The organism is Duncaniella dubosii (assembly GCF_004803915.1).
Lineage (GTDB): Bacteria > Bacteroidota > Bacteroidia > Bacteroidales > Muribaculaceae > Duncaniella > Duncaniella dubosii.
Map to the genome: position 1 here is coordinate 1 of NZ_CP039398.1, position 25,648 is coordinate 25,648.

A 25,648-nucleotide genomic window follows, 5' to 3' on the forward strand; every position below is an offset into this window, starting at 1 on the left:
ACGGAGGATGATGTAAACGATGCATGAGAGCCTATGACGAGGAATATAACAAGTGGCCGCTTAGGTTATTGAGACAACCACAGGTATAAAAGTAGAAAGAAATAGACGTAATGGACGAGAGCAGAATGTCCATTTACGAAGAATTAGAATGCTTCAAGAAGTAGATATCCTGATGGCACATGGAGAAAAGGGAATGGACGAAAGATTGCAACTGCGGATAATAGTCCTCATGCCTCTATCATAAAAGAGTGGCGAGCGAAGAATCCGGATAGCAAGAATAAATCTTTGTGTGCCCGGGAGACAGGACTCTCAAGACCTACTGTTACCCGGTGGTGGGATTCTGCCGTGCAGGAACCACTAAAACAATAAAACATTAAATAAATAAAAACAATATATATATTTTTTATTGTTAGGCTTGCGAGTCCGTTTCATAGTTATCTTCAAGAACTATAACCATAGTATGAATGTTATTTGTAAGGAAATATTTATGCCAGAATGTTCAGGTAAAATAATTTTCAGAAATATGAATTTTCAAAACAAATAACAAATGCTTTATCAATGGATGAAACAGAAGAAGAAAAGGTTGATCTTTTAGCAGTCAGAAAATCTTTCGAGAAAGATCCAAGAAAGGTCATTGAGATAGAGATGAACAAGGATGGCATATTCTCCGAGAGAACCATATATGCTATGGAAAACACGTTGAATTTAAGCCTGCTTTCTCCCCCTGAGGGACCGAAGCTGGCAAGTGAGGCAGAGGCTCTGTTCGTGCTGTCAAAGCGCGGAACTGTTTTGGAAACAACAGAAGCTGATTTCATAGAGGGATATATCTCCCCTATGGTGTACCGATCTTCCTCGATGAAGTTCCCGCAGGTTCCAATCGCCCCGAAGTTCGTGAAGATGATTAAGGATATGAACGCCGGAAGTGGTGTCCCACACGCTACGATCACATCCACAATCAACAACATACTCGACCGCTTTTTCAGTGGGTATTTGCTTGTGAGTAACCGTGTCAAAATGGGATACGGCAAGGTAGAGGAATAGCACAGGTATCCTCCGGAGGTCAGTTGTTTCAGGCGGTTCCATCGCTTGCGCGAGAGCAAATTTTTTAAATTTGCCATAGCTTAATAGGGCAAAATATTGGCGAAGCCACCGCATCCACTCCGTTGGGATGCTATATTTAACCCTATTAAGGCATGTGGCTTCGCCCCCTACAACCCCCACAAGGGGAGTGTCCTCTCCCCTTTGAACCCCACCGCCGGGATGACCCTTCCCGGACCCTCGGACAAGGGCTTCCAGCCCCGTCACCCCGGGCAGAGAGTGACCCTCTCTCTGCACTCTCCGGCAAAGGGAACAGCTCTGCGGCCGCCGTTCCCCTTGCATCCCTTCCCTTCCGTTTCCGTCCACCTTCCACTGAAAATATATGAGCCACTATACAGTCTGCCATTATGAGAAATGCTACGGTCCACCGGTGTCCTACTCCACCCATATCGAGAGGAAGAAGGCGGACGGAACGGAGCATGTGCCGTACAACATCAAGCGCAGAGACCTTACCAGACATAACAAGGAGTTTATAAAGGAAGCCCGGGAGATTGGCCGCAGCGCAGCCATCGAGAAAAGGCTTGATGCTGTCCGTCATCAGAAGGATGCCGACGGCAATGAATACGAGCGCAAGATCCGGAAAGGTCAGATATGCTGCATCGAGATCCGCATGAGCGCATCGGTAGAGGGTATGGCTGAGATCATCGAGCAGGGCAGGCTTATGGAATGGTGCCGGGAGTCAATCAAGTGGGCGCAGAAAGAACATGGCAAGGAAAACATCGTGAGTGCGGTTCTGCACATGGACGAGGAGACTCCGCACCTTCATGTGTCTCTTGTTCCTGTTGTGTCCGGAGAGAGCAAGAAGCAGAGGACTACAAAAAAGAGAGCCGCCAAGGATAAGGAGAAAGCAGAGAAGAATGGTGAGGAAGTCCCGAAGAAGAAACGCCGCTACAAGAAAAAGGCGACAGTGGAGACCTTGCGGCTGTGTGCCGATGATGTCATGACCCAATGGGATCTGAAAAGGCGGCAGACAGAGTATGCTGTTGCGATGGCGCCTTTCGGACTGGAGAGAGGTGAGGAAGGAAGTCCTGCCAGGCACAAGGATCTTGCCCAGTATTATAAGGAGCAATACGAGCTGCAACGCGGGCGGCTGGACGAATTGCTCAAGGAACTAGCCGGACAGGAGGATCTGGTGAAGGAGAAGAACAGGGAGATTCTTAAAAAGGACAGTCAGATCCGGGAGCAGGAAAAGGAACTGAACGAGACTAGGAGTGAACTCACTGAAAAGAAAAATGAGATAGCGCGACAACAGCAGCAGCTCGACAAACTTCTTCCGTTGATAGTGAAGGCGCAGGACAGGCTCGACACTTACACAGAAGCCGGAGAATATGCCGAGGGTCGCATAGAGTCCGCTGACCGTCTTCTTCAGGCGGCGGACAGCAGGGAGAAAGAGGTTGCCAAGGTTGAGAAGGAGGCATTGGATAGGATAAACAACGCCTCGATAAGTTTCCTTGCCAAGAAAGAGGTGGAGAGGCTTGCAAAGGAGAATGCGGAGCTGAAGTTGCTCGTGTCCGGCAACGCCACCGCACTGGAGAGAGAAGCCGCTACCACTCGGCATGAGAAAGCCGGAAGAGAGAAGGCGGAACGGGAACTGCAACAGTTGAAGGAGACCGTGTCTGGTACACAGACCGCACTTGAACGCAGACATCCTCTTGAAGCCCGGTTGATAAGGAACTTGTGTCGATTGAGATTAAAGATCCGGATTATCAGGATGCCATTCTTTCGGGTCAGACTTTGACATGGAAGAAATATCCGTTTATGGATCCGGCGACAGGAAAGAGGATTCCGGAGGAATATGCCGATAATATCTCCGTGAGGATTGAAGGACATGGAGAAGACTCGTTCATCTCCATGTGCGGTAAGCGTATCTCCGATTTCTTCCGGGATATTTGGGCAAAGGTGAAGGCTGCACTTGGAATAAAGCAGCGTCAGGAGGAAGAGAAAAGGAAGCAGCAGACACAAAAGCCGGACACCGGACAGACTCAGGAACCTCCGAAGAAAAGCAGGGGAAGGCGAATGTAGGGATAATGCGTCCTTACAGTCGGCTCGCCGTATAAACCGTAGGTGCGTAGCCTAATACGCACCAGTCAAGGACAGGTGCGCTTCCATGATTAGAGCCGATGCAGGACAGCAAGCTGAATCAAGTTGTTTTCTTGCGTTTGTCGATGGCTCTGTAAAGGGTTGCCCGGCTGATTCCGGTTGCCTTGGTTATCTCATCTATCGAGTGCAGCTTTGAGTCGTACATCTTCAGAGCGGTAGATACTTTGCTTTCATCAGACTTTGGTCTGCCTCCCTTTCGTCCTCTTGCCCTCGCAGCTTCAAGTCCTTGCCTTGTGCGCTGCCGTGTGAGATCTCTCTCAAACTGTGAGAGTCCGGCAAAGATTGTGAGCAGCAGATTACCCTGTGGTGTGGTGGTGTCGAGCCATGTCTCTCTCAGTGATTTTATCGACGCTCCGGCTTCATGTATTCTCTCGATGATTGAGAGCAATTCCTTGACGGAACGCCCCAGCCGGGTAAGTTCCGTTATTATCACGGTGTCTCCGGAACGGAGTGAGTCCATCATCCTGTCAAGTTGCGGACGCTCATTTTTTACTCCGGAGATCTTCTCACTGTATATCCGCTCACATCCGTTCTGAGTGAGCAGATCTGTCTGCCCCTCGAGGTTCTGCCCGGTGGTCGATACTCTTGCGTAGCCTATAATCATATTTTTTAGTTGCAAAGGTAATTAAAAATATTCACAATCTTATTTGTGTGTTCATTAAGTAAGAAATTAACGAAGATAATGAACGCTCAAATGAATATTTTTATTAACTTTGCATTGAAATGGAAACAAGATATCAAAATATAATAGGGCGGCAAGAAGAATTGAGGATTCTTCTTGATGCTGTAAATTCAAGAGAATCAGAATTTGTTGCCATATATGGGCGCCGTAGGGTTGGGAAAACATATCTGGTAAACAAGGCTTTCAAAGGACAATTCGCTTTTCAGTACACTGGGTTGGAAAATAAAAATAATAAAGAACAACTAGAAGCCTTTCATATGGCCCTGATAAATCAAGGTTTGCGGAAGTGTCCTAAACCTAAAAATTGGATAGAAGCTTTTTATCAATTACAACATCTTCTTGAATCTGTTAAGACTGACTCTTTGGTCAATAGGAAGAAGGTGGTATTCCTTGATGAGTTACCTTGGATGGATGTACCGAGAGCCGGATTTGTAGAAGCATTGGGTAACTTTTGGAACAGATGGGCCGGATGGACAGAGGACATCGTGTTAATTATTTGTGGAAGTGCAACTTCCTGGATGTTCAACAAGGTATTCAGAAATCATGGAGGTCTGTATAATCGCATTACCAAGCGTATTCCTGTATATCCGTTTTGTTTGACGGAATGCGAACAATTATGTAAAAGTATGAATCTTGGATGGAACAGAAAACAGATTGTTGAAGCCTATATGATCTTAGGAGGTATTCCCCATTATTGGACTAAATTCAAGAAGGAACAGAGCCTTCCTTCAAATGTCGATAGACTTTTTTTCAGGCGTGGAGCAGAGATGAAAGAGGAGTATGGTGCATTATTTTCATCACTATTTTCTCATCCGGAAGCATATGAGGCTGTTATCAACAGCCTATCTCAGAAGAAAAAAGGATTAAGTCTAAAGGAGATTTCTGAATTATCAGGTTATAAGCTATCTGGCAGATTATCTACAATTCTTAAGAATCTGGAATTATGTGGATTCATTGAGAAGGTCAGTCAACCGAACAAGAGAAAGAGAGATGCAACGTATCAATTAATTGATAATTTCGTACTGTTCTATCATGAATTTATTCTTAAGAAGGAAGTGGAATCAAATTATTGGAGTACTTATGTCAAGACTCATGCTCATTCAGCATGGAGTGGATTGGCATTTGAACGAGTCTGCTTTCAGCATAGAAATCAGATAGCGAAGGCATTGGGAATATCTGGAGTATACACAAGTTGGTATGCATGGAGTGCAGAACCAGATAAAGAACATGGCTATCCCGGAATGCAAGTAGATATGGTTATAGATCGCGCGGATGATGTCGTGAATCTGTGTGAGGCAAAGTTCTCAACAAAACCATTTGCCATTACATCGGAATATATGGAGGATCTTCATATGAGACAGGGACGGTATCAAGAAGAAGTAGCACCTAAGAAAGCTGTACACCTTACGATGATAACAGTTTCAGGAATTGTTGATAATCCACAAAAATATGAGATTAACTCATTCGTGGAGCTTGATGACTTGTTCCTTCCTTAAACGATGTAAATTCAAGGAGTAGGTTGCTTATTATAGAGATATAGAAAAATTTTTCTATATAAAATATTTTCTATATGATACCCGGTATCTGGTATATCGTTGGAATATATACCACTTTTGAGGTGGTATATTCAGAGGTTGGTGGTAAATTTGAGTCAAGTCTTATCGTGATAATAAAGAGGCGATATTTGGCTATAAGTATGCAATTCTACCCACTTATAGCCGAATATCCGTGTTGGGATACTCGGTGGAGTACTAATCGACTTATTTCCACAAGTGGTAAAAAAGTCCACTTATGGAAATAAGTCGATTTTTGGAATGGTTTATTATTTTAGCTATGTTGTTGATACATAGGAATATTTATATAAATAAAACAATAAAACAATAAAACAATAAAACAATAAAACATCGGTATTGAACATTTCTTGTTATCAAATTGTGTATATTGTATATATTTTATATCTTTGCATCGTAAAACCAAAAAGACTATGGCAACAGCAATAAATATCAAGCGCAAGAACATCGATCTTCCTGTCGATACGCTGCAAAAGTTATCCATTATGGCAGTGGCACAAGGCAGGAGTCTGAAGAACTTCATTGAGACGATCCTTATAAATAAGGCGAACTCGGTATCTGTGGAAGTTAGTGAAAATCCCTCTCCCTCCGGAGATCCGTGGTTTGACGACCCGGAAAACATGGCATCCGTTAGGCGTGGCATCGAGGATATAAAGGCCGGAAGATGTCGAGCGTATTCTATGGATGAAATAAGGGATTTGTTGGGGGTATGATTTACGAGCTGATCTTATCAGACGAAGCGAAAGTCCATTTGAATGAATGGAGGAAATCTGGACAGAAGAAAACGCTTAAAAAGATAGCGGATTTGTTCACAGAGCTTCAGGAACATCCAAAGACAGGTACTGGACAGGTCGAACAACTCAAAGGTGAATTGTCCGGCAAATGGAGTCGTAGAATAACGAAAGGCGACAGGTTGATTTACACCATAGAGGATGAGAAGGTGTTTGTTACCGTTATCTCATTGAAAGGACATTACAGAGACAAGTGATAATGTCTCATTACCTATTTATTAGTAGTTTTTTGAGAAGTTGATTTTGATACTTCTTTTGAAACGTAAAAAGGCTGGCTCCTCGATACCGGGAACCAGCCTTTTAGATTGTCTCAAAAACGGTCGATTTTGACTATAAGAGAAGTTATATGAAATAGTGAGTAAATATATTTCTTCGTATATAAGGAATGTAGTCAATTGTTTTAAGACAAATTAAGGACAGTGCTGTCATTGTTATGATTCCAGCACAAAAATAGCTATAGATTTCAGTAGTGAAAATTGACTTTAAAGCAAGTAAAAATAAGCAGACATAGGGTAATATAATACATGTGTATAAATCCCATATATTATATATATTAGATGGCTTTAGATAGAGAATGTTATGATTAGCGTTATATCTAAAGGTATAGATTGTTGGTGAAAAAAAATCAAGAAAACGTAGTTTTATTGAAATAGAATCACCTTCCTTAGCATCTAATTCATACACACCCTCATTAGGTGAATAAGTGGTAGCATGTTGTCCATTCTTTAAGATAATGATTTTCGATAAAGAATGGTTATAACCGCAATTAATAATGATTCTCATATTATTGATTTTAGTAGATGACAAAAATTAATTTTTGTCAGTTATATGATTGATTTTTAATTAGTTATTACTTGTAAAAGTCCCTGAAAATTAGTAACTTTAAAGAAAAGTTTGACCGCTTTTTCCATGAAAGTTACGACAACTCTCAGGGACAATGGCAAAGTTAATCAAATTGTCCCGATTATGCAAGAGCATCTTGGCTCGGTAATGAATCTTGCCCGCATAAAATTGCTTGCGTTTGTTCTTCAGGCACTTTGCGTTGTGCAGACAGTCAGTCTCCACAAGATAGCATCTGCAATGCCTACGTGTGTGGAGCGTGATTCCAACCTGCGCCGTCTGCAAAGGTTCCTTGCCGGATATGCCCTCAACCTTGACCTTATCGCCAAAGTGATATTTGCTCTTCTGCCCGTCAAGACAGGACTGGTCCTGAGCCTTGACCGCACCAACTGGAAATTCGGTGAGGTCAACATCAATATCCTTATGCTTGGTGTCACTTACAAGGGTGTTGCCTTTCCTCTGCTCTTTACCATGCTCGACAAACGCGGCAATTCCAATTGGAAAGAACGGACGTGGCTGATTGATAGATTTATACGATTGTTCGGAGCCGAGTGTATCGACTCTCTTGTTGCCGACCGCGAGTTTGTCGGCAAGGAATGGGTCGAATATCTCAACAACAGACGCATCCGATACTATCTGCGGATTAAACAGAATTTTTGGTTGCGCAATCCCAAATCCTGCCAGGATGTCAGGGCGTGGCATCTGTTTCACGGTCTTAAGCTCGGCCAGGAACGTGTCTACGACAAGCTGTTTCTCCTCAAAGGGGAATATGTCTATATTTCCGGAGCCTTGCTGAAAAACTCCGATGGCGTGCCTGAACTGCAAATTCTGATTTGTTATAACCGCCCCGAAGAGGCCGTTGCCACTTACAAACAACGATGGCAGATTGAGACATGCTTCAGAGCTATGAAATCCTCCGGCTTCAACATCGAGGACACCCACCTGCGCGACATCAACCGCATCGCTCGTCTTACGGCGATGGTCTGCATGGCTCTTGTATGGGCGTATCTCGTTGGTGAACATAAAGATATAAATATTAAACCGATAAGGATTCTGAAACATGGAAGAAAGGCAAAGTCGCTTGTCAAGTATGGTTTGGAGGAGATTGCGACCATACTTCTGCGTCCGGCTTATACTACTAAATTCGATGTTTTCAAATTTTTGTCATGTACTTAAATTATTGATTATGTATGTGGAGATTTAGGTAATTTAAGTTATGTAGGTGTACACCTACATAACTTAAATTACCTAAATTTTTATTCAACATCGAAATATAATGCAGCAGCACCGGATGCTAATACTGCACCAGGACCACTAAGGAGTCCTCCTATTGCATCAGCTGAAGCTACTGTTATAATGTAGTCGCTTTTGGAAAGAGTCTTATCATCTTTCTTTTTCTCATCAGCTCTTGTTTGTGGTGTTGATTGGTCATTGCCAGCACTACAATTGCTATATCCTTCCAACTCAACATTAGACCAAAAATTTACATTATTAGAATTTGTCCAATATTCGATTGAGCCATATAGAATACCAAGAACTTGTGCAATCGCTTGGGTATCGATGTCTGAAGGGTACTTTTGAATATAGGTATTGTAATAGTCATTGATAAGAGAATGAAGATCGTTTAGTAATGAACTGTTGTCAAATAAGTTTTCATCGGAAATATTAGCTAATTTTTCCGAGATTCTTTTAGTACATTCATTTAGCGCCTCATACGCTATGGGATTTACTTGGTTGACAATATTGTCATTATTCCCTCTGGTCTGCAATGTGAGTGGAGTCTCCAAACAGAACATCAGATCTTTCATTGGTGCTAGTTCTCGGGAAATTTTAGAGGCTTCATTTTTGCCATATTGGATGATTATAAAAGAATCAAAAGCAGATTCTATGAATTCTTTATCGCAAATGCCATGGGAATTCTGTATCTCGGACTTGATGTAATCCAATCCAAGATTATGGGCATCAGCATATTCAATCAGAATGTTTTCTGATTCTGAATAGTTTGGGGTGATTCCATCTTGCTCTTCGTTAGTGCAAGAGGATAGGAGGCTTATCAAAAGGGTAGATAATGCGACTCCAAGAAGAATGATAAATTTGGGTTTCATTCGAGAGTTTTATTTATATGATTAATGTTAGTTTAGATTTTGAAAACAGGCGCTTTCTGAAGAGGATATTTACAATGAAATAAATCCTTGTGCAATCCATGTTTCACCACTGATTTCAAGATGAAACTGTCCAGAATCGTAAGGCAGTTGGATTATTGTATTTATTGTGGAGTCATATCCAATTAAATTTTCACCCATAAAGACGAAAACCTCGCCATCATTTTCTCCGTCGTAGGATATGTCTATAGAATTACTTTCTGCATCATAGAAAGCTTCTATAGAAATATGTTTAGGAGCGCGATGGACTCCTGTATTGTGAGTCCTTAATTGGGTTATTTCCAATTTAATGGATTGAGAAGAAGTGTTGGTCTTCGATTCCTGCGCCATCGCCTGAAATGCTGCCATTATCATTACGATGACAAGAGATAGTAATTTAGTCATTTTGATATGCGTTTTTGATTGATTTTGATGTTGCAAAATTACTGCCACGGACTTTCAGATGCCAAATCAAAAGTTTCATATCTAAAGAATTTTTGGAGATGTAAATATTTGAAAATTAATAATATACAAATGGGGGGGGTGGTTTATTTTGGAATAGAGGGTGATGAACTTTCATAAGATGGACTATCTGAAAGTTTTTGGAGGAAAATACGAAGATTTGTAGACTTGGGAGCCATGCCAAATTTGTTGCGGATAGACCAACTTAGGTTGTATTGGCTCTTAAATCCTGTTATAAGTCCATATTCTTTTCCGGATAATCCACATAGCAAGGCACACATGTATCGGATCTCATGTGTTGAGAATTGATGAGTATGTATTTGTTTGCTAAGAAAAGTGTTTTTTGATGCAATAGCATCGAGAATATCCCCCCAAGGAATATCATAGATAGAGAATTCAGTGATATTCGATGTATTTGTTTGACCTATGTCCTGATTTAGATAATACTGAAGAATGTTTCTATGATGGGAAACGATTTCTTCCATACCAACGGATCTGGTCGCTATATGATATAGCAATTTAGAGAGAACGGTAAGTGCTAGTTCTCTCGGTGATAATAATGAGATGTCTTTACGAGGCATTTTTTTATTACAAAAATACCTCACAAAACATTCATTAAAAAAATAAAAGTTTCAGCTGTATGCTATGTAAGATTCTAATAACTATAAATATAGACTGTGTGAAAGTGGAAATTTTGGAATATGATAATATTTACTTTCAGAATCAAGGCTTACATTATAAATTTTTGAGAAGTTTTCGCACATATATACCAATATTGGTTTCGTGCTTGTCAATACCTAATTTCTTACGGATGGCACTACTCGTATTAACATGGCTACGCTTATTCATGTAATTACCCACTTCCTTTCCTCTCAATCCAATTGCGTAAAGACATACGTAATTAATCTCATCGGTGGTCAAGTTGTGATCTTCAAAATACTGTATGAATCGTGGATGAGAAACCTGAAAAGCCAATCTGTTAGAGTTCATGAATTCATCCTTGTTGTCGGTAAGCTCCTTAATCCAGACATCGTAAGGCTTCTCATATTGGTCGTTATTAGTAATGTAACTGGCTAGTAGTGAATTCAGCATCTCAATGCGGACTTTTATTTCTCTTTGAACTTCCATGGGGAGTTCTTCTCTGCTGTTAATTAGAGCTTTGAGACTATCACTTTCATTTTCTAGAGCTTCCACTCTATGAGCTAAATTCTCGGCTTCGAGTGCTTTCTTGTCTCGTTCCAATTGAAGATTCCTATTCTCGAGAGCTAAATTATCTTTTTCAGATTTTAGTTTGGCGTTTTCGGCCTCCTTAGTCCTTACTTTTTCAAGAGCAAGTTCTTTCTTTGCCCTATTACTACGAACAAGTAAACACAGTATTAAAATTCCCATAGAAAGGACTGCAATCCCTCCGAAGCACCCCCATATAATTCGAGATTTATGTCTGGCATCTTTTTGTGCTTGAAGCTCTATTCTATGTTTTTCTACTATAGAACGTGAGGCTTGTTCAAATTTAAGGAAATCAATAGAGTCTTGCTTGTGACTGTATTGTTTATACAACGATAAAGCGTCTTTGTAATTTCCTAAACCTTCAAAAATGGGTACTGATATTGATAAATGCCTAAGCGTGTCATATGGAAGACCACTGTTTTTAACAATGTTCAGTAACTGAAAGGCTTTATTGTCGTTGCCAACCTTATTATAAGCTAACGCAAGGTTAAGTGCATCATTCAGTGAACTTAAATTTTCTTCTTGCTCATGTATTAGGCCTTTTATATCATCAGTAGCCCCAAATTTTAAGGCATACGATAATTGAAGTCGTGTTAAGGACTTCTTTGAGATACTATCTAACGACGAAAAATGTTCAATAGAATTTATTATACTGTCGCCAATAGATTGATTTCCCAAGATTATAGCTCCGTCTAATGCTTTGAATAAGCAGTCTAGTTCCTGATTCCTAAAAGCCAAACCATTATAGATATCAGCTGCTTTCAAAGAGTAAGAGACATAGCTATCGATGTCGAATAATTCATTATAGATGTATCCAATAGCAACTAAAGTTCGAGCTATAGTCAGGGAGTCTGTTAAGTGAGGGTTGTCAAGGCCTTTAGAAAATGAATTCAAGGCATTATCATGATCCCCCTGATTTTGAAATATGCGACCACGATAATAGTAAGTCCGGAGCATATCATCTGGTGTGCCTTTCTCTATATAGTAATCACAGGCAGGTTGAAGCACATCAAATGTTGTGGTGTCGATATAGTTCTTATCGAGAGCCATTGACATCAGAAGAGCGTATTTTGCCTTTTGGTTTTTGTCTGATAATTGCCCCTTATCTATGGTAGATAATATTATCAACGCTGAATCTGGATGGGACTCCATCAATGCTTCTGCACGATTAAGCGTTTCTTGTTCCTTTGTACCAGAACAAGAAATAGTACTACAAGCTAATGATAGTAGCATGAGTACAAGGATATTATGGAGGAATTTCATAAAATCTTACAATGTTACTATTTTGCTTATATACCCGGATATCGTATTTCAGCTTATGGCAACAAGTGATACAAACTGAAAGACAGCTTTAATTGGGCGATTGAGACTGCAAAATTACTAAAAATTTTTCACTTCATCAATATTTCTTGACATCTAAAATCATGGTAAGCCTCTGATATTAGGCAAACTCCAGCCGTTTTACGAATGAATGAATCTTTTTTATTTTCATTTTGTAGATTGGAAAATAATCACTAACTTTGCGACAATAAAACAATATAAAAATAAAACATTAAATAAATATAGCAATATAAATGGCCGAAGATAGAGTGGAAGAACTCAAGAGGATATTGCAGCAGAATGAGGTGAGTGTCGCCAATGCTCATGAGGCGTTGGAGCACCATCTCAATCAACTGCACCGTCTTGGGGCAACCCTGGAAGATAACGTGTGTGAAGTCCTCAGGAAAGTAATTGCTCAGGCAGAGGCTATCGAGGAACTTGACCGAATAACAAATTGGACATGGCGAAAATAATAGCGATAGCCAACCACAAGGGTGGTGTGGCTAAAACAACGAGTTGCGTAAATATTGCCGCAGCCTTGGCAAAAATGGGCCGTCGGGTATTGTTGGTGGATGTAGATCCACAAGCGAACCTTACGAGCAGTTTCACTGATGAAAGCAAGATAGAGGCTTCAATCTATGATGCAATGAAAGGTGCTCCGGCACCAATCATGCACATATCGGAGAACCTTGATTTGATACCATCCCACATAGATCTCGCCGGAGCAGATATGGTGTTCAGCAATAAGATTGCCCGGGAACAGATTCTGAAGAATATCCTTGATGAACTGAAGGCTGGGTATGACTATATAATTATAGATACTCCCCCGGCTCTTGGTTTGGTGACAATCAATGCTCTCACTGCCGCTGACAGTGTGATCATATCAATCTGTGCGGAAACTCTCCCTCTCCGAGGATTGGTAATGCTCGATGAAATGATAGGAGACATCGCTCAAAGCATCAACAAGGGACTTCATGTTTCGGGCATCATAATCGCCAAGTACAATCGGCGCAAACTTGATAATGCGGTTATCGAGGCTATTCGTGAAAAGTATGGAGATAAGATCTACAAGACCTATGTAAGAACATGTGTGTCGGCGGCAGAAGCTCCGACCTATCGTCAAAGTGTTTTGGACTATGCTCCGGGATCCACCGTTGCGGAGGATTATAGAGCACTCGCAAAAGAGATAGACAATCAAACAATATAAAAATAAATAAGTATAGCAATATACAAATAAAACAATATAAAAAGTATGGCAAAAAAGACATTGACATCAGGATTGCTTGGTACAGTGACAGGCTTGAGCAAGGAGGCTGAATCAGTATCTACTAATTCGGCTGTTGCCCCTGTCGAAATGCCAAAAGAAGTGGCACCTGAAATACCGGGACAATCCGATAAGCGCAGACCGGGAAGACCGTCTGTCAACTCCGGAGAACCGGAGATATGTGTGACATTCAAACTTCCGGACTCACTTGCCCAGGAAATAAAGATGCTTGCCGTGGTTGAGCGCACAACTCAAAAGGAGATCATAACGACAGCATTGAAGGAGTATGTTTCTCAAAGGGTAAAATGACAATATAAAAATATTTCAATATATAATTGAATAAATAAAACAATTTATATTGTTGTTAATTGGAGCGGCCACAAATGCGGTCGCTCCAATTAAATTCTAATACTTTCTCGATATGAAATAGGAGCAGATTTGTGTATGTCGGGAGAAATGTCTATTTTTGTAAAACTGTAAAAGAAATTGTATTGATAATATACGCCCCCCAACGGGGCACGAGGAACGAGTGCCCCCCTGTTCAAATTTTTAGATTATGAGTATAGATTTTAGTAAGGTTGACTTGAATAATTTTGATTTCGATACTCTTTCTGCGGATGAGTACCGGGAGTTTCTTCAGGCTTGGTCGGATTATCATGGTAGGCTGAACCGTGTTTCTGTGGATGTGTTGGAGCAGGAGTTTGAGCGTAAATCCGATTACCTTCAGTGTGGGGAGCATTATGAATTGTCGGAGCTTTATCCTGATGAGTTTGTCGAGTTGTTGTTTGAGAGGAAAGCCTTTGAACAGGGTGAGGGGATTATTCCTTTTGAGGAAGTACAGAGTTATGAATATCAGTTGTGGTTGAAGCAGAAGATTCGGAACAAGGCTTTGAGGTCAGAGTCCTCCAATTCAGATGATGTACAGTCAGAGAAGATAGACTATAGTGGTTATCGTATGTGGAGATATAATCCTGTGGTGTTCTACAAGGATGGAAAAAAGAATAGGCATAGGTTGTTGCTGAAGGATGATGGCGAGAGTCTGAGTTTCCTCAATGGGCGGGACTTTGCGATATTGTCCCCGGTGACTTATGTAGGGCGTACCAACTCTTATAGGAACGCTCGGTTTCTTTATGCCTTTGCGATAGATCTTGACGGTGTGAGTATGCACGAGGTCCGGATGTTGTTGCGTGGTATGACAACGGGGGTTTATCCTGTTGCCAATATCATAGTCAATTCCGGACATGGGATTCATGTGTATTACCTGTTGAAGCGTCCTATTGAAATGTTCGCCACTCGCCTTGATGCTTTGAACAAGATGAAACGAGGTTTGACCAAGATTGTGTGGCTCGTGTCAAAACTTGGTGCGGAGAGGGCGCAGGTTCAGAGTGTGGTACAGGGCTTCCGTGTGCCGGGAACCAAGACAAAGTTCGGCAAACCTATCCGGGCATTCTGGAACCGTTCCGCGCCCATGCACACGCCGGAGGAACTGAACAGTTTTTTAGGGCGTGCTTTCGGATTGTCTGATGAAGAACTCGGACAGTTGACAGATAAGACTCCGCATAATCCGTCCCGTGTGACGCTGAAAGAGGCGCAGGAACGATGGCCGGAGTGGTATGCCTCCCGTGTCATAGGACGCAGGAGAGTGGGCAAGAAGTGGCAACTCAATCGTGGATTATATGATTGGTGGTTGAATATCCTTAAAGACGGTCAGCAGGTGGAAGTGCATCATCGGTACTGGTGCATTCTTACATTGGTTGTCTATGCTGTCAAATGTAGCGTACCCCGTGATGAAGTCCTTGCTGATGCCCTATCCTTGGTTCCGGCTTTTGACCGCAAGACTGAGACAGTGGATAATCCCTTTACGGAGGATGATGTAAACGATGCCATGAGAGCCTATGACGAGGAATATAACAAGTGGCCGCTTAGGGTTATTGAGACAACCACAGGTATAAAAGTAGAAAGAAATAGACGTAATGGACGAGAGCAGAATGTCCATTTACGAAGAATTAGAATGCTTCAAGAAGTAGATTATCCTGATGGCACATGGAGAAAAGGGAATGGACGAAAGATTGCAACTGCGGATAATAGTCCTCATGCCTCTATCATAAAAGAGTGGCGAGCGAAGAATCCGGATAGCAAGAATAAATCTTTGTGTGCCCGGGAGACAGGACTCTCAAGACCTACTGTTACCCGGTGGTGGGATTCTGCCGTGCAGGAACCACTAAAACAATAAAACATTAAATAAATAAAACAATATATATATTTTTTATTGTTAGGCTTGCGAGTCCGTTTCATAGTTATCTTCAAGAACTATAACCATAGTATGAATGTTATTTGTAAGGAAATATTTATGCCAGAATGTTCAGGTAAAATAATTTTCAGAAATATGAATTTTCAAAACAAATAACAAATGCTTTATCAATGGATGAAACAGAAGAAGAAAAGGTTGATCTTTTAGCAGTCAGAAAATCTTTCGAGAAAGATCCAAGAAAGGTCATTGAGATAGAGATGAACAAGGATGGCATATTCTCCGAGAGAACCATATATGCTATGGAAAACACGTTGAATTTAAGCCTGCTTTCTCCCCCTGAGGGACCGAAGCTGGCAAGTGAGGCAGAGGCTCTGTTCGTGCTGTCAAAGCGCGGAACTGTTTTGGAAACAACAGAAGCTGATTTCATAGAGGGATATATCTCCCCTATGGTGTACCGATCTTCCTCGATGAAGTTCCCGCAGGTTCCAATCGCCCCGAAGTTCGTGAAGATGATTAAGGATATGAACGCCGGAAGTGGTGTCCCACACGCTACGATCACATCCACAATCAACAACATACTCGACCGCTTTTTCAGTGGGTATTTGCTTGTGAGTAACCGTGTCAAAATGGGATACGGCAAGGTAGAGGAATAGCACAGGTATCCTCCGGAGGTCAGTTGTTTCAGGCGGTTCCATCGCTTGCGCGAGAGCAAATTTTTTAAATTTGCCATAGCTTAATAGGGCAAAATATTGGCGAAGCCACCGCATCCACTCCGTTGGGATGCTATATTTAACCCTATTAAGGCATGTGGCTTCGCCCCCTACAACCCCCACAAGGGGAGTGTCCTCTCCCCTTTGAACCCCACCGCCGGGATGACCCTTCCCGGACCCTCGGACAAGGGCTTCCAGCCCCCGTCACCCCCGGGCAGAGAGTGACCCTCTCTCTGCACTCTCCGGCAAAGGGAACAGCTCTGCGGCCGCCGTTCCCCTTGCATCCCTTCCCTTCCGTTTCCGTCCACCTTCCACTGAAAATATATGAGCCACTATACAGTCTGCCATTATGAGAAATGCTACGGTCCACCGGTGTCCTACTCCACCCATATCGAGAGGAAGAAGGCGGACGGAACGGAGCATGTGCCGTACAACATCAAGCGCAGAGACCTTACCAGACATAACAAGGAGTTTATAAAGGAAGCCCGGGAGATTGGCCGCAGCGCAGCCATCGAGAAAAGGCTTGATGCTGTCCGTCATCAGAAGGATGCCGACGGCAATGAATACGAGCGCAAGATCCGGAAAGGTCAGATATGCTGCATCGAGATCCGCATGAGCGCATCGGTAGAGGGTATGGCTGAGATCATCGAGCAGGGCAGGCTTATGGAATGGTGCCGGGAGTCAATCAAGTGGGCGCAGAAAGAACATGGCAAGGAAAACATCGTGAGTGCGGTTCTGCACATGGACGAGGAGACTCCGCACCTTCATGTGTCTCTTGTTCCTGTTGTGTCCGGAGAGAGCAAGAAGCAGAGGACTACAAAAAAGAGAGCCGCCAAGGATAAGGAGAAAGCAGAGAAGAATGGTGAGGAAGTCCCGAAGAAGAAACGCCGCTACAAGAAAAAGGCGACAGTGGAGACCTTGCGGCTGTGTGCCGATGATGTCATGACCCAATGGGATCTGAAAAGGCGGCAGACAGAGTATGCTGTTGCGATGGCGCCTTTCGGACTGGAGAGAGGTGAGGAAGGAAGTCCTGCCAGGCACAAGGATCTTGCCCAGTATTATAAGGAGCAATACGAGCTGCAACGCGGGCGGCTGGACGAATTGCTCAAGGAACTAGCCGGACAGGAGGATCTGGTGAAGGAGAAGAACAGGGAGATTCTTAAAAAGGACAGTCAGATCCGGGAGCAGGAAAAGGAACTGAACGAGACTAGGAGTGAACTCACTGAAAAGAAAAATGAGATAGCGCGACAACAGCAGCAGCTCGACAAACTTCTTCCGTTGATAGTGAAGGCGCAGGACAGGCTCGACACTTACACAGAAGCCGGAGAATATGCCGAGGGTCGCATAGAGTCCGCTGACCGTCTTCTTCAGGCGGCGGACAGCAGGGAGAAAGAGGTTGCCAAGGTTGAGAAGGAGGCATTGGATAGGATAAACAACGCCTCGATAAGTTTCCTTGCCAAGAAAGAGGTGGAGAGGCTTGCAAAGGAGAATGCGGAGCTGAAGTTGCTCGTGTCCGGCAACGCCACCGCACTGGAGAGAGAAGCCGCTACCACTCGGCATGAGAAAGCCGGAAGAGAGAAGGCGGAACGGGAACTGCAACAGTTGAAGGAGACCGTGTCTGGTACACAGACCGCACTTGAACGCAGACATCCTCTTGAAGCCCGGTTGATAAGGGAACTTGTGTCGATTGAGATTAAAGATCCGGATTATCAGGATGCCATTCTTTCGGGTCAGACTTTGACATGGAAGAAATATCCGTTTATGGATCCGGCGACAGGAAAGAGGATTCCGGAGGAATATGCCGATAATATCTCCGTGAGGATTGAAGGACATGGAGAAGACTCGTTCATCTCCATGTGCGGTAAGCGTATCTCCGATTTCTTCCGGGATATTTGGGCAAAGGTGAAGGCTGCACTTGGAATAAAGCAGCGTCAGGAGGAAGAGAAAAGGAAGCAGCAGACACAAAAGCCGGACACCGGACAGACTCAGGAACCTCCGAAGAAAAGCAGGGGAAGGCGAATGTAGGGATAATGCGTCCTTACAGTCGGCTCGCCGTATAAACCGTAGGTGCGTAGCCTAATACGCACCAGTCAAGGACAGGTGCGCTTCCATGATTAGAGCCGATGCAGGACAGCAAGCTGAATCAAGTTGTTTTCTTGCGTTTGTCGATGGCTCTGTAAAGGGTTGCCCGGCTGATTCCGGTTGCCTTGGTTATCTCATCTATCGAGTGCAGCTTTGAGTCGTACATCTTCAGAGCGGTAGATACTTTGCTTTCATCAGACTTTGGTCTGCCTCCCTTTCGTCCTCTTGCCCTCGCAGCTTCAAGTCCTTGCCTTGTGCGCTGCCGTGTGAGATCTCTCTCAAACTGTGAGAGTCCGGCAAAGATTGTGAGCAGCAGATTACCCTGTGGTGTGGTGGTGTCGAGCCATGTCTCTCTCAGTGATTTTATCGACGCTCCGGCTTCATGTATTCTCTCGATGATTGAGAGCAATTCCTTGACGGAACGCCCCAGCCGGGTAAGTTCCGTTATTATCACGGTGTCTCCGGAACGGAGTGAGTCCATCATCCTGTCAAGTTGCGGACGCTCATTTTTTACTCCGGAGATCTTCTCACTGTATATCCGCTCACATCCGTTCTGAGTGAGCAGATCTGTCTGCCCCTCGAGGTTCTGCCCGGTGGTCGATACTCTTGCGTAGCCTATAATCATATTTTTTAGTTGCAAAGGTAATTAAAAATATTCACAATCTTATTTGTGTGTTCATTAAGTAAGAAATTAACGAAGATAATGAACGCTCAAATGAATATTTTTATTAACTTTGCATTGAAATGGAAACAAGATATCAAAATATAATAGGGCGGCAAGAAGAATTGAGGATTCTTCTTGATGCTGTAAATTCAAGAGAATCAGAATTTGTTGCCATATATGGGCGCCGTAGGGTTGGGAAAACATATCTGGTAAACAAGGCTTTCAAAGGACAATTCGCTTTTCAGTACACTGGGTTGGAAAATAAAAATAATAAAGAACAACTAGAAGCCTTTCATATGGCCCTGATAAATCAAGGTTTGCGGAAGTGTCCTAAACCTAAAAATTGGATAGAAGCTTTTTATCAATTACAACATCTTCTTGAATCTGTTAAGACTGACTCTTTGGTCAATAGGAAGAAGGTGGTATTCCTTGATGAGTTACCTTGGATGGATGTACCGAGAGCCGGATTTGTAGAAGCATTGGGTAACTTTTGGAACAGATGGGCCGGATGGACAGAGGACATCGTGTTAATTATTTGTGGAAGTGCAACTTCCTGGATGTTCAACAAGGTATTCAGAAATCATGGAGGTCTGTATAATCGCATTACCAAGCGTATTCCTGTATATCCGTTTTGTTTGACGGAATGCGAACAATTATGTAAAAGTATGAATCTTGGATGGAACAGAAAACAGATTGTTGAAGCCTATATGATCTTAGGAGGTATTCCCCATTATTGGACTAAATTCAAGAAGGAACAGAGCCTTCCTTCAAATGTCGATAGACTTTTTTTCAGGCGTGGAGCAGAGATGAAAGAGGAGTATGGTGCATTATTTTCATCACTATTTTCTCATCCGGAAGCATATGAGGCTGTTATCAACAGCCTATCTCAGAAGAAAAAAGGATTAAGTCTAAAGGAGATTTCTGAATTATCAGGTTATAAGCTATCTGGCAGATTATCTACAATTCTTAAGAATCTGGAATTATGTGGATTCATTGAGAAGGTCAGTCAACCGAACAAGAGAAAGAGAGATGCAACGTATCAATTAATTGATAATTTCGTACTGTTCTATCATGAATTTATTCTTAAGAAGGAAGTGGAATCAAATTATTGGAGTACTTATGTCAAGACTCATGCTCATTCAGCATGGAGTGGATTGGCATTTGAACGAGTCTGCTTTCAGCATAGAAATCAGATAGCGAAGGCATTGGGAATATCTGGAGTATACACAAGTTGGTATGCATGGAGTGCAGAACCAGATAAAGAACATGGCTATCCCGGAATGCAAGTAGATATGGTTATAGATCGCGCGGATGATGTCGTGAATCTGTGTGAGGCAAAGTTCTCAACAAAACCATTTGCCATTACATCGGAATATATGGAGGATCTTCATATGAGACAGGGACGGTATCAAGAAGAAGTAGCACCTAAGAAAGCTGTACACCTTACGATGATAACAGTTTCAGGAATTGTTGATAATCCACAAAAATATGAGATTAACTCATTCGTGGAGCTTGATGACTTGTTCCTTCCTTAAACGATGTAAATTCAAGGAGTAGGTTGCTTATTATAGAGATATAGAAAAATTTTTCTATATAAAATATTTTCTATATGATACCCGGTATCTGGTATATCGTTGGAATATATACCACTTTTGAGGTGGTATATTCAGAGGTTGGTGGTAAATTTGAGTCAAGTCTTATCGTGATAATAAAGAGGCGATATTTGGCTATAAGTATGCAATTCTACCCACTTATAGCCGAATATCCGTGTTGGGATACTCGGTGGAGTACTAATCGACTTATTTCCACAAGTGGTAAAAAAGTCCACTTATGGAAATAAGTCGATTTTTGGAATGGTTTATTATTTTAGCTATGTTGTTGATACATAGGAATATTTATATAAATAAAACAATAAAACAATAAAACAATAAAACAATAAAACATCGGTATTGAACATTTCTTGTTATCAAATTGTGTATATTGTATATATTTTATATCTTTGCATCGTAAAACCAAAAAGACTATGGCAACAGCAATAAATATCAAGCGCAAGAACATCGATCTTCCTGTCGATACGCTGCAAAAGTTATCCATTATGGCAGTGGCACAAGGCAGGAGTCTGAAGAACTTCATTGAGACGATCCTTATAAATAAGGCGAACTCGGTATCTGTGGAAGTTAGTGAAAATCCCTCTCCCTCCGGAGATCCGTGGTTTGACGACCCGGAAAACATGGCATCCGTTAGGCGTGGCATCGAGGATATAAAGGCCGGAAGATGTCGAGCGTATTCTATGGATGAAATAAGGGATTTGTTGGGGGTATGATTTACGAGCTGATCTTATCAGACGAAGCGAAAGTCCATTTGAATGAATGGAGGAAATCTGGACAGAAGAAAACGCTTAAAAAGATAGCGGATTTGTTCACAGAGCTTCAGGAACATCCAAAGACAGGTACTGGACAGGTCGAACAACTCAAAGGTGAATTGTCCGGCAAATGGAGTCGTAGAATAACGAAAGGCGACAGGTTGATTTACACCATAGAGGATGAGAAGGTGTTTGTTACCGTTATCTCATTGAAAGGACATTACAGAGACAAGTGATAATGTCTCATTACCTATTTATTAGTAGTTTTTTGAGAAGTTGATTTTGATACTTCTTTTGAAACGTAAAAAGGCTGGCTCCTCGATACCGGGAACCAGCCTTTTAGATTGTCTCAAAAACGGTCGATTTTGACTATAAGAGAAGTTATATGAAATAGTGAGTAAATATATTTCTTCGTATATAAGGAATGTAGTCAATTGTTTTAAGACAAATTAAGGACAGTGCTGTCATTGTTATGATTCCAGCACAAAAATAGCTATAGATTTCAGTAGTGAAAATTGACTTTAAAGCAAGTAAAAATAAGCAGACATAGGGTAATATAATACATGTGTATAAATCCCATATATTATATATATTAGATGGCTTTAGATAGAGAATGTTATGATTAGCGTTATATCTAAAGGTATAGATTGTTGGTGAAAAAAAATCAAGAAAACGTAGTTTTATTGAAATAGAATCACCTTCCTTAGCATCTAATTCATACACACCCTCATTAGGTGAATAAGTGGTAGCATGTTGTCCATTCTTTAAGATAATGATTTTCGATAAAGAATGGTTATAACCGCAATTAATAATGATTCTCATATTATTGATTTTAGTAGATGACAAAAATTAATTTTTGTCAGTTATATGATTGATTTTTAATTAGTTATTACTTGTAAAAGTCCCTGAAAATTAGTAACTTTAAAGAAAAGTTTGACCGCTTTTTCCATGAAAGTTACGACAACTCTCAGGGACAATGGCAAAGTTAATCAAATTGTCCCGATTATGCAAGAGCATCTTGGCTCGGTAATGAATCTTGCCCGCATAAAATTGCTTGCGTTTGTTCTTCAGGCACTTTGCGTTGTGCAGACAGTCAGTCTCCACAAGATAGCATCTGCAATGCCTACGTGTGTGGAGCGTGATTCCAACCTGCGCCGTCTGCAAAGGTTCCTTGCCGGATATGCCCTCAACCTTGACCTTATCGCCAAAGTGATATTTGCTCTTCTGCCCGTCAAGACAGGACTGGTCCTGAGCCTTGACCGCACCAACTGGAAATTCGGTGAGGTCAACATCAATATCCTTATGCTTGGTGTCACTTACAAGGGTGTTGCCTTTCCTCTGCTCTTTACCATGCTCGACAAACGCGGCAATTCCAATTGGAAAGAACGGACGTGGCTGATTGATAGATTTATACGATTGTTCGGAGCCGAGTGTATCGACTCTCTTGTTGCCGACCGCGAGTTTGTCGGCAAGGAATGGGTCGAATATCTCAACAACAGACGCATCCGATACTATCTGCGGATTAAACAGAATTTTTGGTTGCGCAATCCCAAATCCTGCCAGGATGTCAGGGCGTGGCATCTGTTTCACGGTCTTAAGCTCGGCCAGGAACGTGTCTACGACAAGCTGTTTCTCCTCAAAGGGGAATATGTCTATATTTCCGGAGCCTTGCTGAAAAACTCCGATGGCGTGCCTGAACTGCAAATTCTGATTTGTTATAACCGCCCCGAAGAGGCCGTTGCCACTTACAAACAACGATGGCAGATTGAGACATGCTTCAGAGCTATGAAATCCTCCGGCTTCAACATCGAGGACACCCACCTGCGCGACATCAACCGCATCGCTCGTCTTACGGCGATGGTCTGCATGGCTCTTGTATGGGCGTATCTCGTTGGTGAACATAAAGATATAAATATTAAACCGATAAGGATTCTGAAACATGGAAGAAAGGCAAAGTCGCTTGTCAAGTATGGTTTGGAGAGATTGCGACCATACTTCTGCGTCCGGCTTATACTACTAAATTCGATGTTTTCAAATTTTTGTCATGTACTTAAATTATTGATTATGTATGTGGAGATTTAGGTAATTTAAGTTATGTAGGTGTACACCTACATAACTTAAATTACCTAAATTTTTATTCAACATCGAAATATAATGCAGCAGCACCGGATGCTAATACTGCACCAGGACCACTAAGGAGTCCTCCTATTGCATCAGCTGAAGCTACTGTTATAATGTAGTCGCTTTTGGAAAGAGTCTTATCATCTTTCTTTTTCTCATCAGCTCTTGTTTGTGGTGTTGATTGGTCATTGCCAGCACTACAATTGCTATATCCTTCCAACTCAACATTAGACCAAAAATTTACATTATTAGAATTTGTCCAATATTCGATTGAGCCATATAGAATACCAAGAACTTGTGCAATCGCTTGGGTATCGATGTCTGAAGGGTACTTTTGAATATAGGTATTGTAATAGTCATTGATAAGAGAATGAAGATCGTTTAGTAATGAACTGTTGTCAAATAAGTTTTCATCGGAAATATTAGCTAATTTTTCCGAGATTCTTTTAGTACATTCATTTAGCGCCTCATACGCTATGGGATTTACTTGGTTGACAATATTGTCATTATTCCCTCTGGTCTGCAATGTGAGTGGAGTCTCCAAACAGAACATCAGATCTTTCATTGGTGCTAGTTCTCGGGAAATTTTAGAGGCTTCATTTTTGCCATATTGGATGATTATAAAAGAATCAAAAAGCAGATTCTATGAATTCTTTATCGCAAATGCCATGGGAATTCTGTATCTCGGACTTGATGTAATCCAATCCAAGATTATGGGCATCAGCATATTCAATCAGAATGTTTTCTGATTCTGAAATAGTTTGGGGTGATTCCATCTTGCTTCGTTAGTGCAAGAGGATAGGAGGCTTATCAAAAGGGTAGATAATGCGACTCAAGAAGAATGATAAATTTGGTTTCATTCGAGAGTTTTATTTATATGATTAATGTTAGTTTAGATTTTGAAAACAGGCGCTTTCTGAAGAGGATATTTACAATGAAATAAATCCTTGTGCAATCCATGTTTCACCACTGATTTCAAGATGAAACTGTCCAGAATCGTAAGGCAGTTGGATTATTGTATTTATTGTGGAGTCATATCCAATTAAATTTTCACCCATAAGACGAAAACCTCGCCATCATTTTCTCCGTCGTAGGATATGTCTATAGAATTACTTTCTGCATCATAGAAAGCTTCTATAGAAATATGTTTAGGAGCGCGATGGACTCCTGTATTGTGAGTCCTTAATTGGGTTATTTCCAATTTAATGGATTGAGAAGAGAGTGTTGGTCTTTCGATTCCTGCGCCATCGCCTGAAATGCTGCCATTATCATTACGATGACAAGAGATAGTAAATTTAGTCATTTTGATATGCCGTTTTTGATTGATTTTTTGATGTTGCAAAATTACTGCCACGGACTTTCAGATGCCAAATCAAAAAGTTTCATATCTAAAGATTTTGGAGATGTAAATATTTGAAAATTAATAATATACAAATGGGGGGGTGGTTTATTTTGGAATAGAGGGTGATGAACTTTCATAAGATGGACTATCTGAAAGTTTTTGGAGGAAAATACGAAGATTTGTAGACTTGGGAGCCATGCCAAATTTGTTGCGGATAGACCAACTTAGGTTGTATTGGCTCTTAAATCCTGTTATAAGTCCATATTCTTTTCCGGATAATCCACATAGCAAGGCACACAATGTATCGGATCTCATGTGTTGAGAATTGATGAGTATGTATTTGTTTGCTAAGAAAAAGTGTTTTTTGATGCAATAGCATCGAGAATATCCCCCCAAGGAATATCATAGATAGAGAATTCAGTGATATTCGATGTATTTGTTTGACCTATGTCCTGATTTAGATAATACTGAAGAATGTTTCTATGATGGGAAACGATTTCTTCCATACCAACGGATCTGGTCGCTATATGTGATATAGCAATTTAGAGAGAACGGTAAGTGCTAGTTCTCTCGGTGATAATAATGAGATGTCTTTACGAGGCATTTTTTTATTACAAAAA

At 41.6% G+C, this 25,648-nt stretch carries 25 protein-coding genes and 1 pseudogene; 18 read left to right on the top strand and 8 right to left on the bottom strand.

Annotation, left to right across the window (positions count from 1 at the left end):
* Positions 1-558: 558 nt before the first annotated feature.
* From E7747_RS16085 to E7747_RS16100, 4 genes are all read left to right on the top strand, one after another.
* Positions 559-1,041 (top strand): hypothetical protein, encoded by a 483-nt coding sequence (locus E7747_RS16085; protein ID WP_128708247.1) that lies wholly within the window; start codon positions 559-561, stop codon positions 1,039-1,041.
* 96 nt (positions 1,042-1,137) lie between these two features.
* On the top strand, positions 1,138-1,449 hold the full coding sequence (locus tag E7747_RS16090) for a hypothetical protein (protein ID WP_136417197.1): 312 nt from the start codon (positions 1,138-1,140) through the stop codon (positions 1,447-1,449).
* Positions 1,421-2,836 (top strand): MobV family relaxase, encoded by a 1,416-nt coding sequence (mobV, locus tag E7747_RS16095; protein ID WP_136417198.1) that lies wholly within the window; start codon positions 1,421-1,423, stop codon positions 2,834-2,836. Before E7747_RS16090 ends, mobV (E7747_RS16095) begins: the two co-directional genes overlap by 29 nt.
* Positions 2,833-3,120, top strand: a complete 288-nt coding sequence (locus tag E7747_RS16100; protein WP_168185391.1) for a hypothetical protein — start codon at positions 2,833-2,835, stop codon at positions 3,118-3,120. Before mobV (E7747_RS16095) ends, E7747_RS16100 begins: the two co-directional genes overlap by 4 nt.
* A gap of 118 nt (positions 3,121-3,238) precedes the next feature.
* On the opposite strand, the gene E7747_RS16105 is transcribed toward E7747_RS16100, so the two are convergent.
* Positions 3,239-3,802, bottom strand: coding sequence for a recombinase family protein (locus E7747_RS16105; RefSeq protein ID WP_136417200.1), 564 nt, complete (start codon positions 3,800-3,802; stop codon positions 3,239-3,241).
* Between the two features lie 119 nt (positions 3,803-3,921).
* Here E7747_RS16105 and E7747_RS16110 point away from each other — a divergent pair, with 119 nt between their 5' ends.
* The 4 genes from E7747_RS16110 to E7747_RS16125 all read left to right on the top strand — a co-directional run bounded on the left by E7747_RS16110 (position 3,922) and on the right by E7747_RS16125 (position 8,258).
* Positions 3,922-5,376 (top strand): AAA family ATPase, encoded by a 1,455-nt coding sequence (locus E7747_RS16110; RefSeq protein WP_128708245.1) that lies wholly within the window; start codon positions 3,922-3,924, stop codon positions 5,374-5,376.
* Positions 5,377-5,864: 488 nt separating this feature from the next.
* On the top strand, positions 5,865-6,164 hold the full coding sequence (locus E7747_RS16115) for a hypothetical protein (RefSeq protein ID WP_128708244.1): 300 nt from the start codon (positions 5,865-5,867) through the stop codon (positions 6,162-6,164).
* Positions 6,161-6,439, top strand: a complete 279-nt coding sequence (locus E7747_RS16120) for a Txe/YoeB family addiction module toxin (protein WP_128708243.1) — start codon at positions 6,161-6,163, stop codon at positions 6,437-6,439. Before E7747_RS16115 ends, E7747_RS16120 begins: the two co-directional genes overlap by 4 nt.
* A gap of 712 nt (positions 6,440-7,151) precedes the next feature.
* A complete protein-coding gene (locus E7747_RS16125; RefSeq protein WP_136413620.1) occupies positions 7,152-8,258 on the top strand; it encodes an IS4 family transposase in 1,107 nt (368 codons plus the stop codon).
* A gap of 80 nt (positions 8,259-8,338) precedes the next feature.
* Here the strand turns inward: E7747_RS16125 and E7747_RS16130 are convergent, their stop codons facing one another.
* The 4 genes from E7747_RS16130 to E7747_RS16145 form a co-directional block, all read right to left on the bottom strand.
* A complete protein-coding gene (locus E7747_RS16130) occupies positions 8,339-9,187 on the bottom strand; it encodes a hypothetical protein (protein ID WP_128708255.1) in 849 nt (282 codons plus the stop codon).
* Between the two features lie 69 nt (positions 9,188-9,256).
* A complete protein-coding gene (locus E7747_RS16135) occupies positions 9,257-9,676 on the bottom strand; it encodes a hypothetical protein (RefSeq protein WP_228449350.1) in 420 nt (139 codons plus the stop codon).
* Between the two features lie 95 nt (positions 9,677-9,771).
* Positions 9,772-10,170, bottom strand: coding sequence for a hypothetical protein (locus E7747_RS16140; RefSeq protein WP_128708253.1), 399 nt, complete (start codon positions 10,168-10,170; stop codon positions 9,772-9,774).
* Positions 10,171-10,420: 250 nt separating this feature from the next.
* On the bottom strand, positions 10,421-12,175 hold the full coding sequence (locus E7747_RS16145; protein WP_128708252.1) for a hypothetical protein: 1,755 nt from the start codon (positions 12,173-12,175) through the stop codon (positions 10,421-10,423).
* A gap of 311 nt (positions 12,176-12,486) precedes the next feature.
* Between E7747_RS16145 and E7747_RS16150 the strand changes: the two genes are divergently transcribed.
* From E7747_RS16150 to mobV (E7747_RS16175), 6 genes are all read left to right on the top strand, one after another.
* Positions 12,487-12,705 carry a hypothetical protein gene (locus tag E7747_RS16150; RefSeq protein ID WP_128708251.1) on the top strand — a complete coding sequence of 73 codons (219 nt, stop codon included), beginning with the start codon at positions 12,487-12,489 and terminating at the stop codon, positions 12,703-12,705.
* Complete coding sequence (locus E7747_RS16155) at positions 12,693-13,439, top strand: ParA family protein (protein WP_128708250.1); 747 nt, start codon at positions 12,693-12,695, stop codon at positions 13,437-13,439. Before E7747_RS16150 ends, E7747_RS16155 begins: the two co-directional genes overlap by 13 nt.
* Positions 13,440-13,484: 45 nt before the next feature.
* On the top strand, positions 13,485-13,805 hold the full coding sequence (locus E7747_RS16160; RefSeq protein ID WP_136417201.1) for a hypothetical protein: 321 nt from the start codon (positions 13,485-13,487) through the stop codon (positions 13,803-13,805).
* Between the two features lie 247 nt (positions 13,806-14,052).
* On the top strand, positions 14,053-15,729 hold the full coding sequence (locus E7747_RS16165; protein ID WP_136417202.1) for a hypothetical protein: 1,677 nt from the start codon (positions 14,053-14,055) through the stop codon (positions 15,727-15,729).
* 188 nt (positions 15,730-15,917) lie between these two features.
* Positions 15,918-16,400 carry a hypothetical protein gene (locus tag E7747_RS16170; RefSeq protein ID WP_128708247.1) on the top strand — a complete coding sequence of 161 codons (483 nt, stop codon included), beginning with the start codon at positions 15,918-15,920 and terminating at the stop codon, positions 16,398-16,400.
* 381 nt (positions 16,401-16,781) lie between these two features.
* Positions 16,782-18,482: a MobV family relaxase gene (gene mobV, locus E7747_RS16175; protein ID WP_128708246.1), complete on the top strand. Its 1,701-nt coding sequence runs from the start codon at positions 16,782-16,784 to the stop codon at positions 18,480-18,482.
* Between the two features lie 118 nt (positions 18,483-18,600).
* Here the strand turns inward: mobV (E7747_RS16175) and E7747_RS16180 are convergent, their stop codons facing one another.
* A complete protein-coding gene (locus E7747_RS16180; RefSeq protein WP_136417200.1) occupies positions 18,601-19,164 on the bottom strand; it encodes a recombinase family protein in 564 nt (187 codons plus the stop codon).
* A gap of 119 nt (positions 19,165-19,283) precedes the next feature.
* Between E7747_RS16180 and E7747_RS16185 the strand changes: the two genes are divergently transcribed.
* From E7747_RS16185 to E7747_RS16200, 4 genes and pseudogenes are all read left to right on the top strand, one after another.
* A complete protein-coding gene (locus tag E7747_RS16185; protein WP_128708245.1) occupies positions 19,284-20,738 on the top strand; it encodes an AAA family ATPase in 1,455 nt (484 codons plus the stop codon).
* A gap of 488 nt (positions 20,739-21,226) precedes the next feature.
* Positions 21,227-21,526 (top strand): hypothetical protein, encoded by a 300-nt coding sequence (locus tag E7747_RS16190; RefSeq protein ID WP_128708244.1) that lies wholly within the window; start codon positions 21,227-21,229, stop codon positions 21,524-21,526.
* Complete coding sequence (locus tag E7747_RS16195) at positions 21,523-21,801, top strand: Txe/YoeB family addiction module toxin (protein ID WP_128708243.1); 279 nt, start codon at positions 21,523-21,525, stop codon at positions 21,799-21,801. Before E7747_RS16190 ends, E7747_RS16195 begins: the two co-directional genes overlap by 4 nt.
* 712 nt (positions 21,802-22,513) lie before the next feature.
* Positions 22,514-23,619 (top strand): annotated as a pseudogene (locus tag E7747_RS16200) (IS4 family transposase).
* An 80-nt stretch (positions 23,620-23,699) separates the two neighbouring features.
* Here the strand turns inward: E7747_RS16200 and E7747_RS16205 are convergent.
* Both E7747_RS16205 and E7747_RS16210 read right to left on the bottom strand, forming a co-directional pair.
* Positions 23,700-24,251 (bottom strand): hypothetical protein, encoded by a 552-nt coding sequence (locus E7747_RS16205; protein WP_136417203.1) that lies wholly within the window; start codon positions 24,249-24,251, stop codon positions 23,700-23,702.
* A 477-nt stretch (positions 24,252-24,728) separates the two neighbouring features.
* Positions 24,729-25,040, bottom strand: coding sequence for a hypothetical protein (locus E7747_RS16210; RefSeq protein ID WP_136417204.1), 312 nt, complete (start codon positions 25,038-25,040; stop codon positions 24,729-24,731).
* Positions 25,041-25,648: the final 608 nt, after the last annotated feature.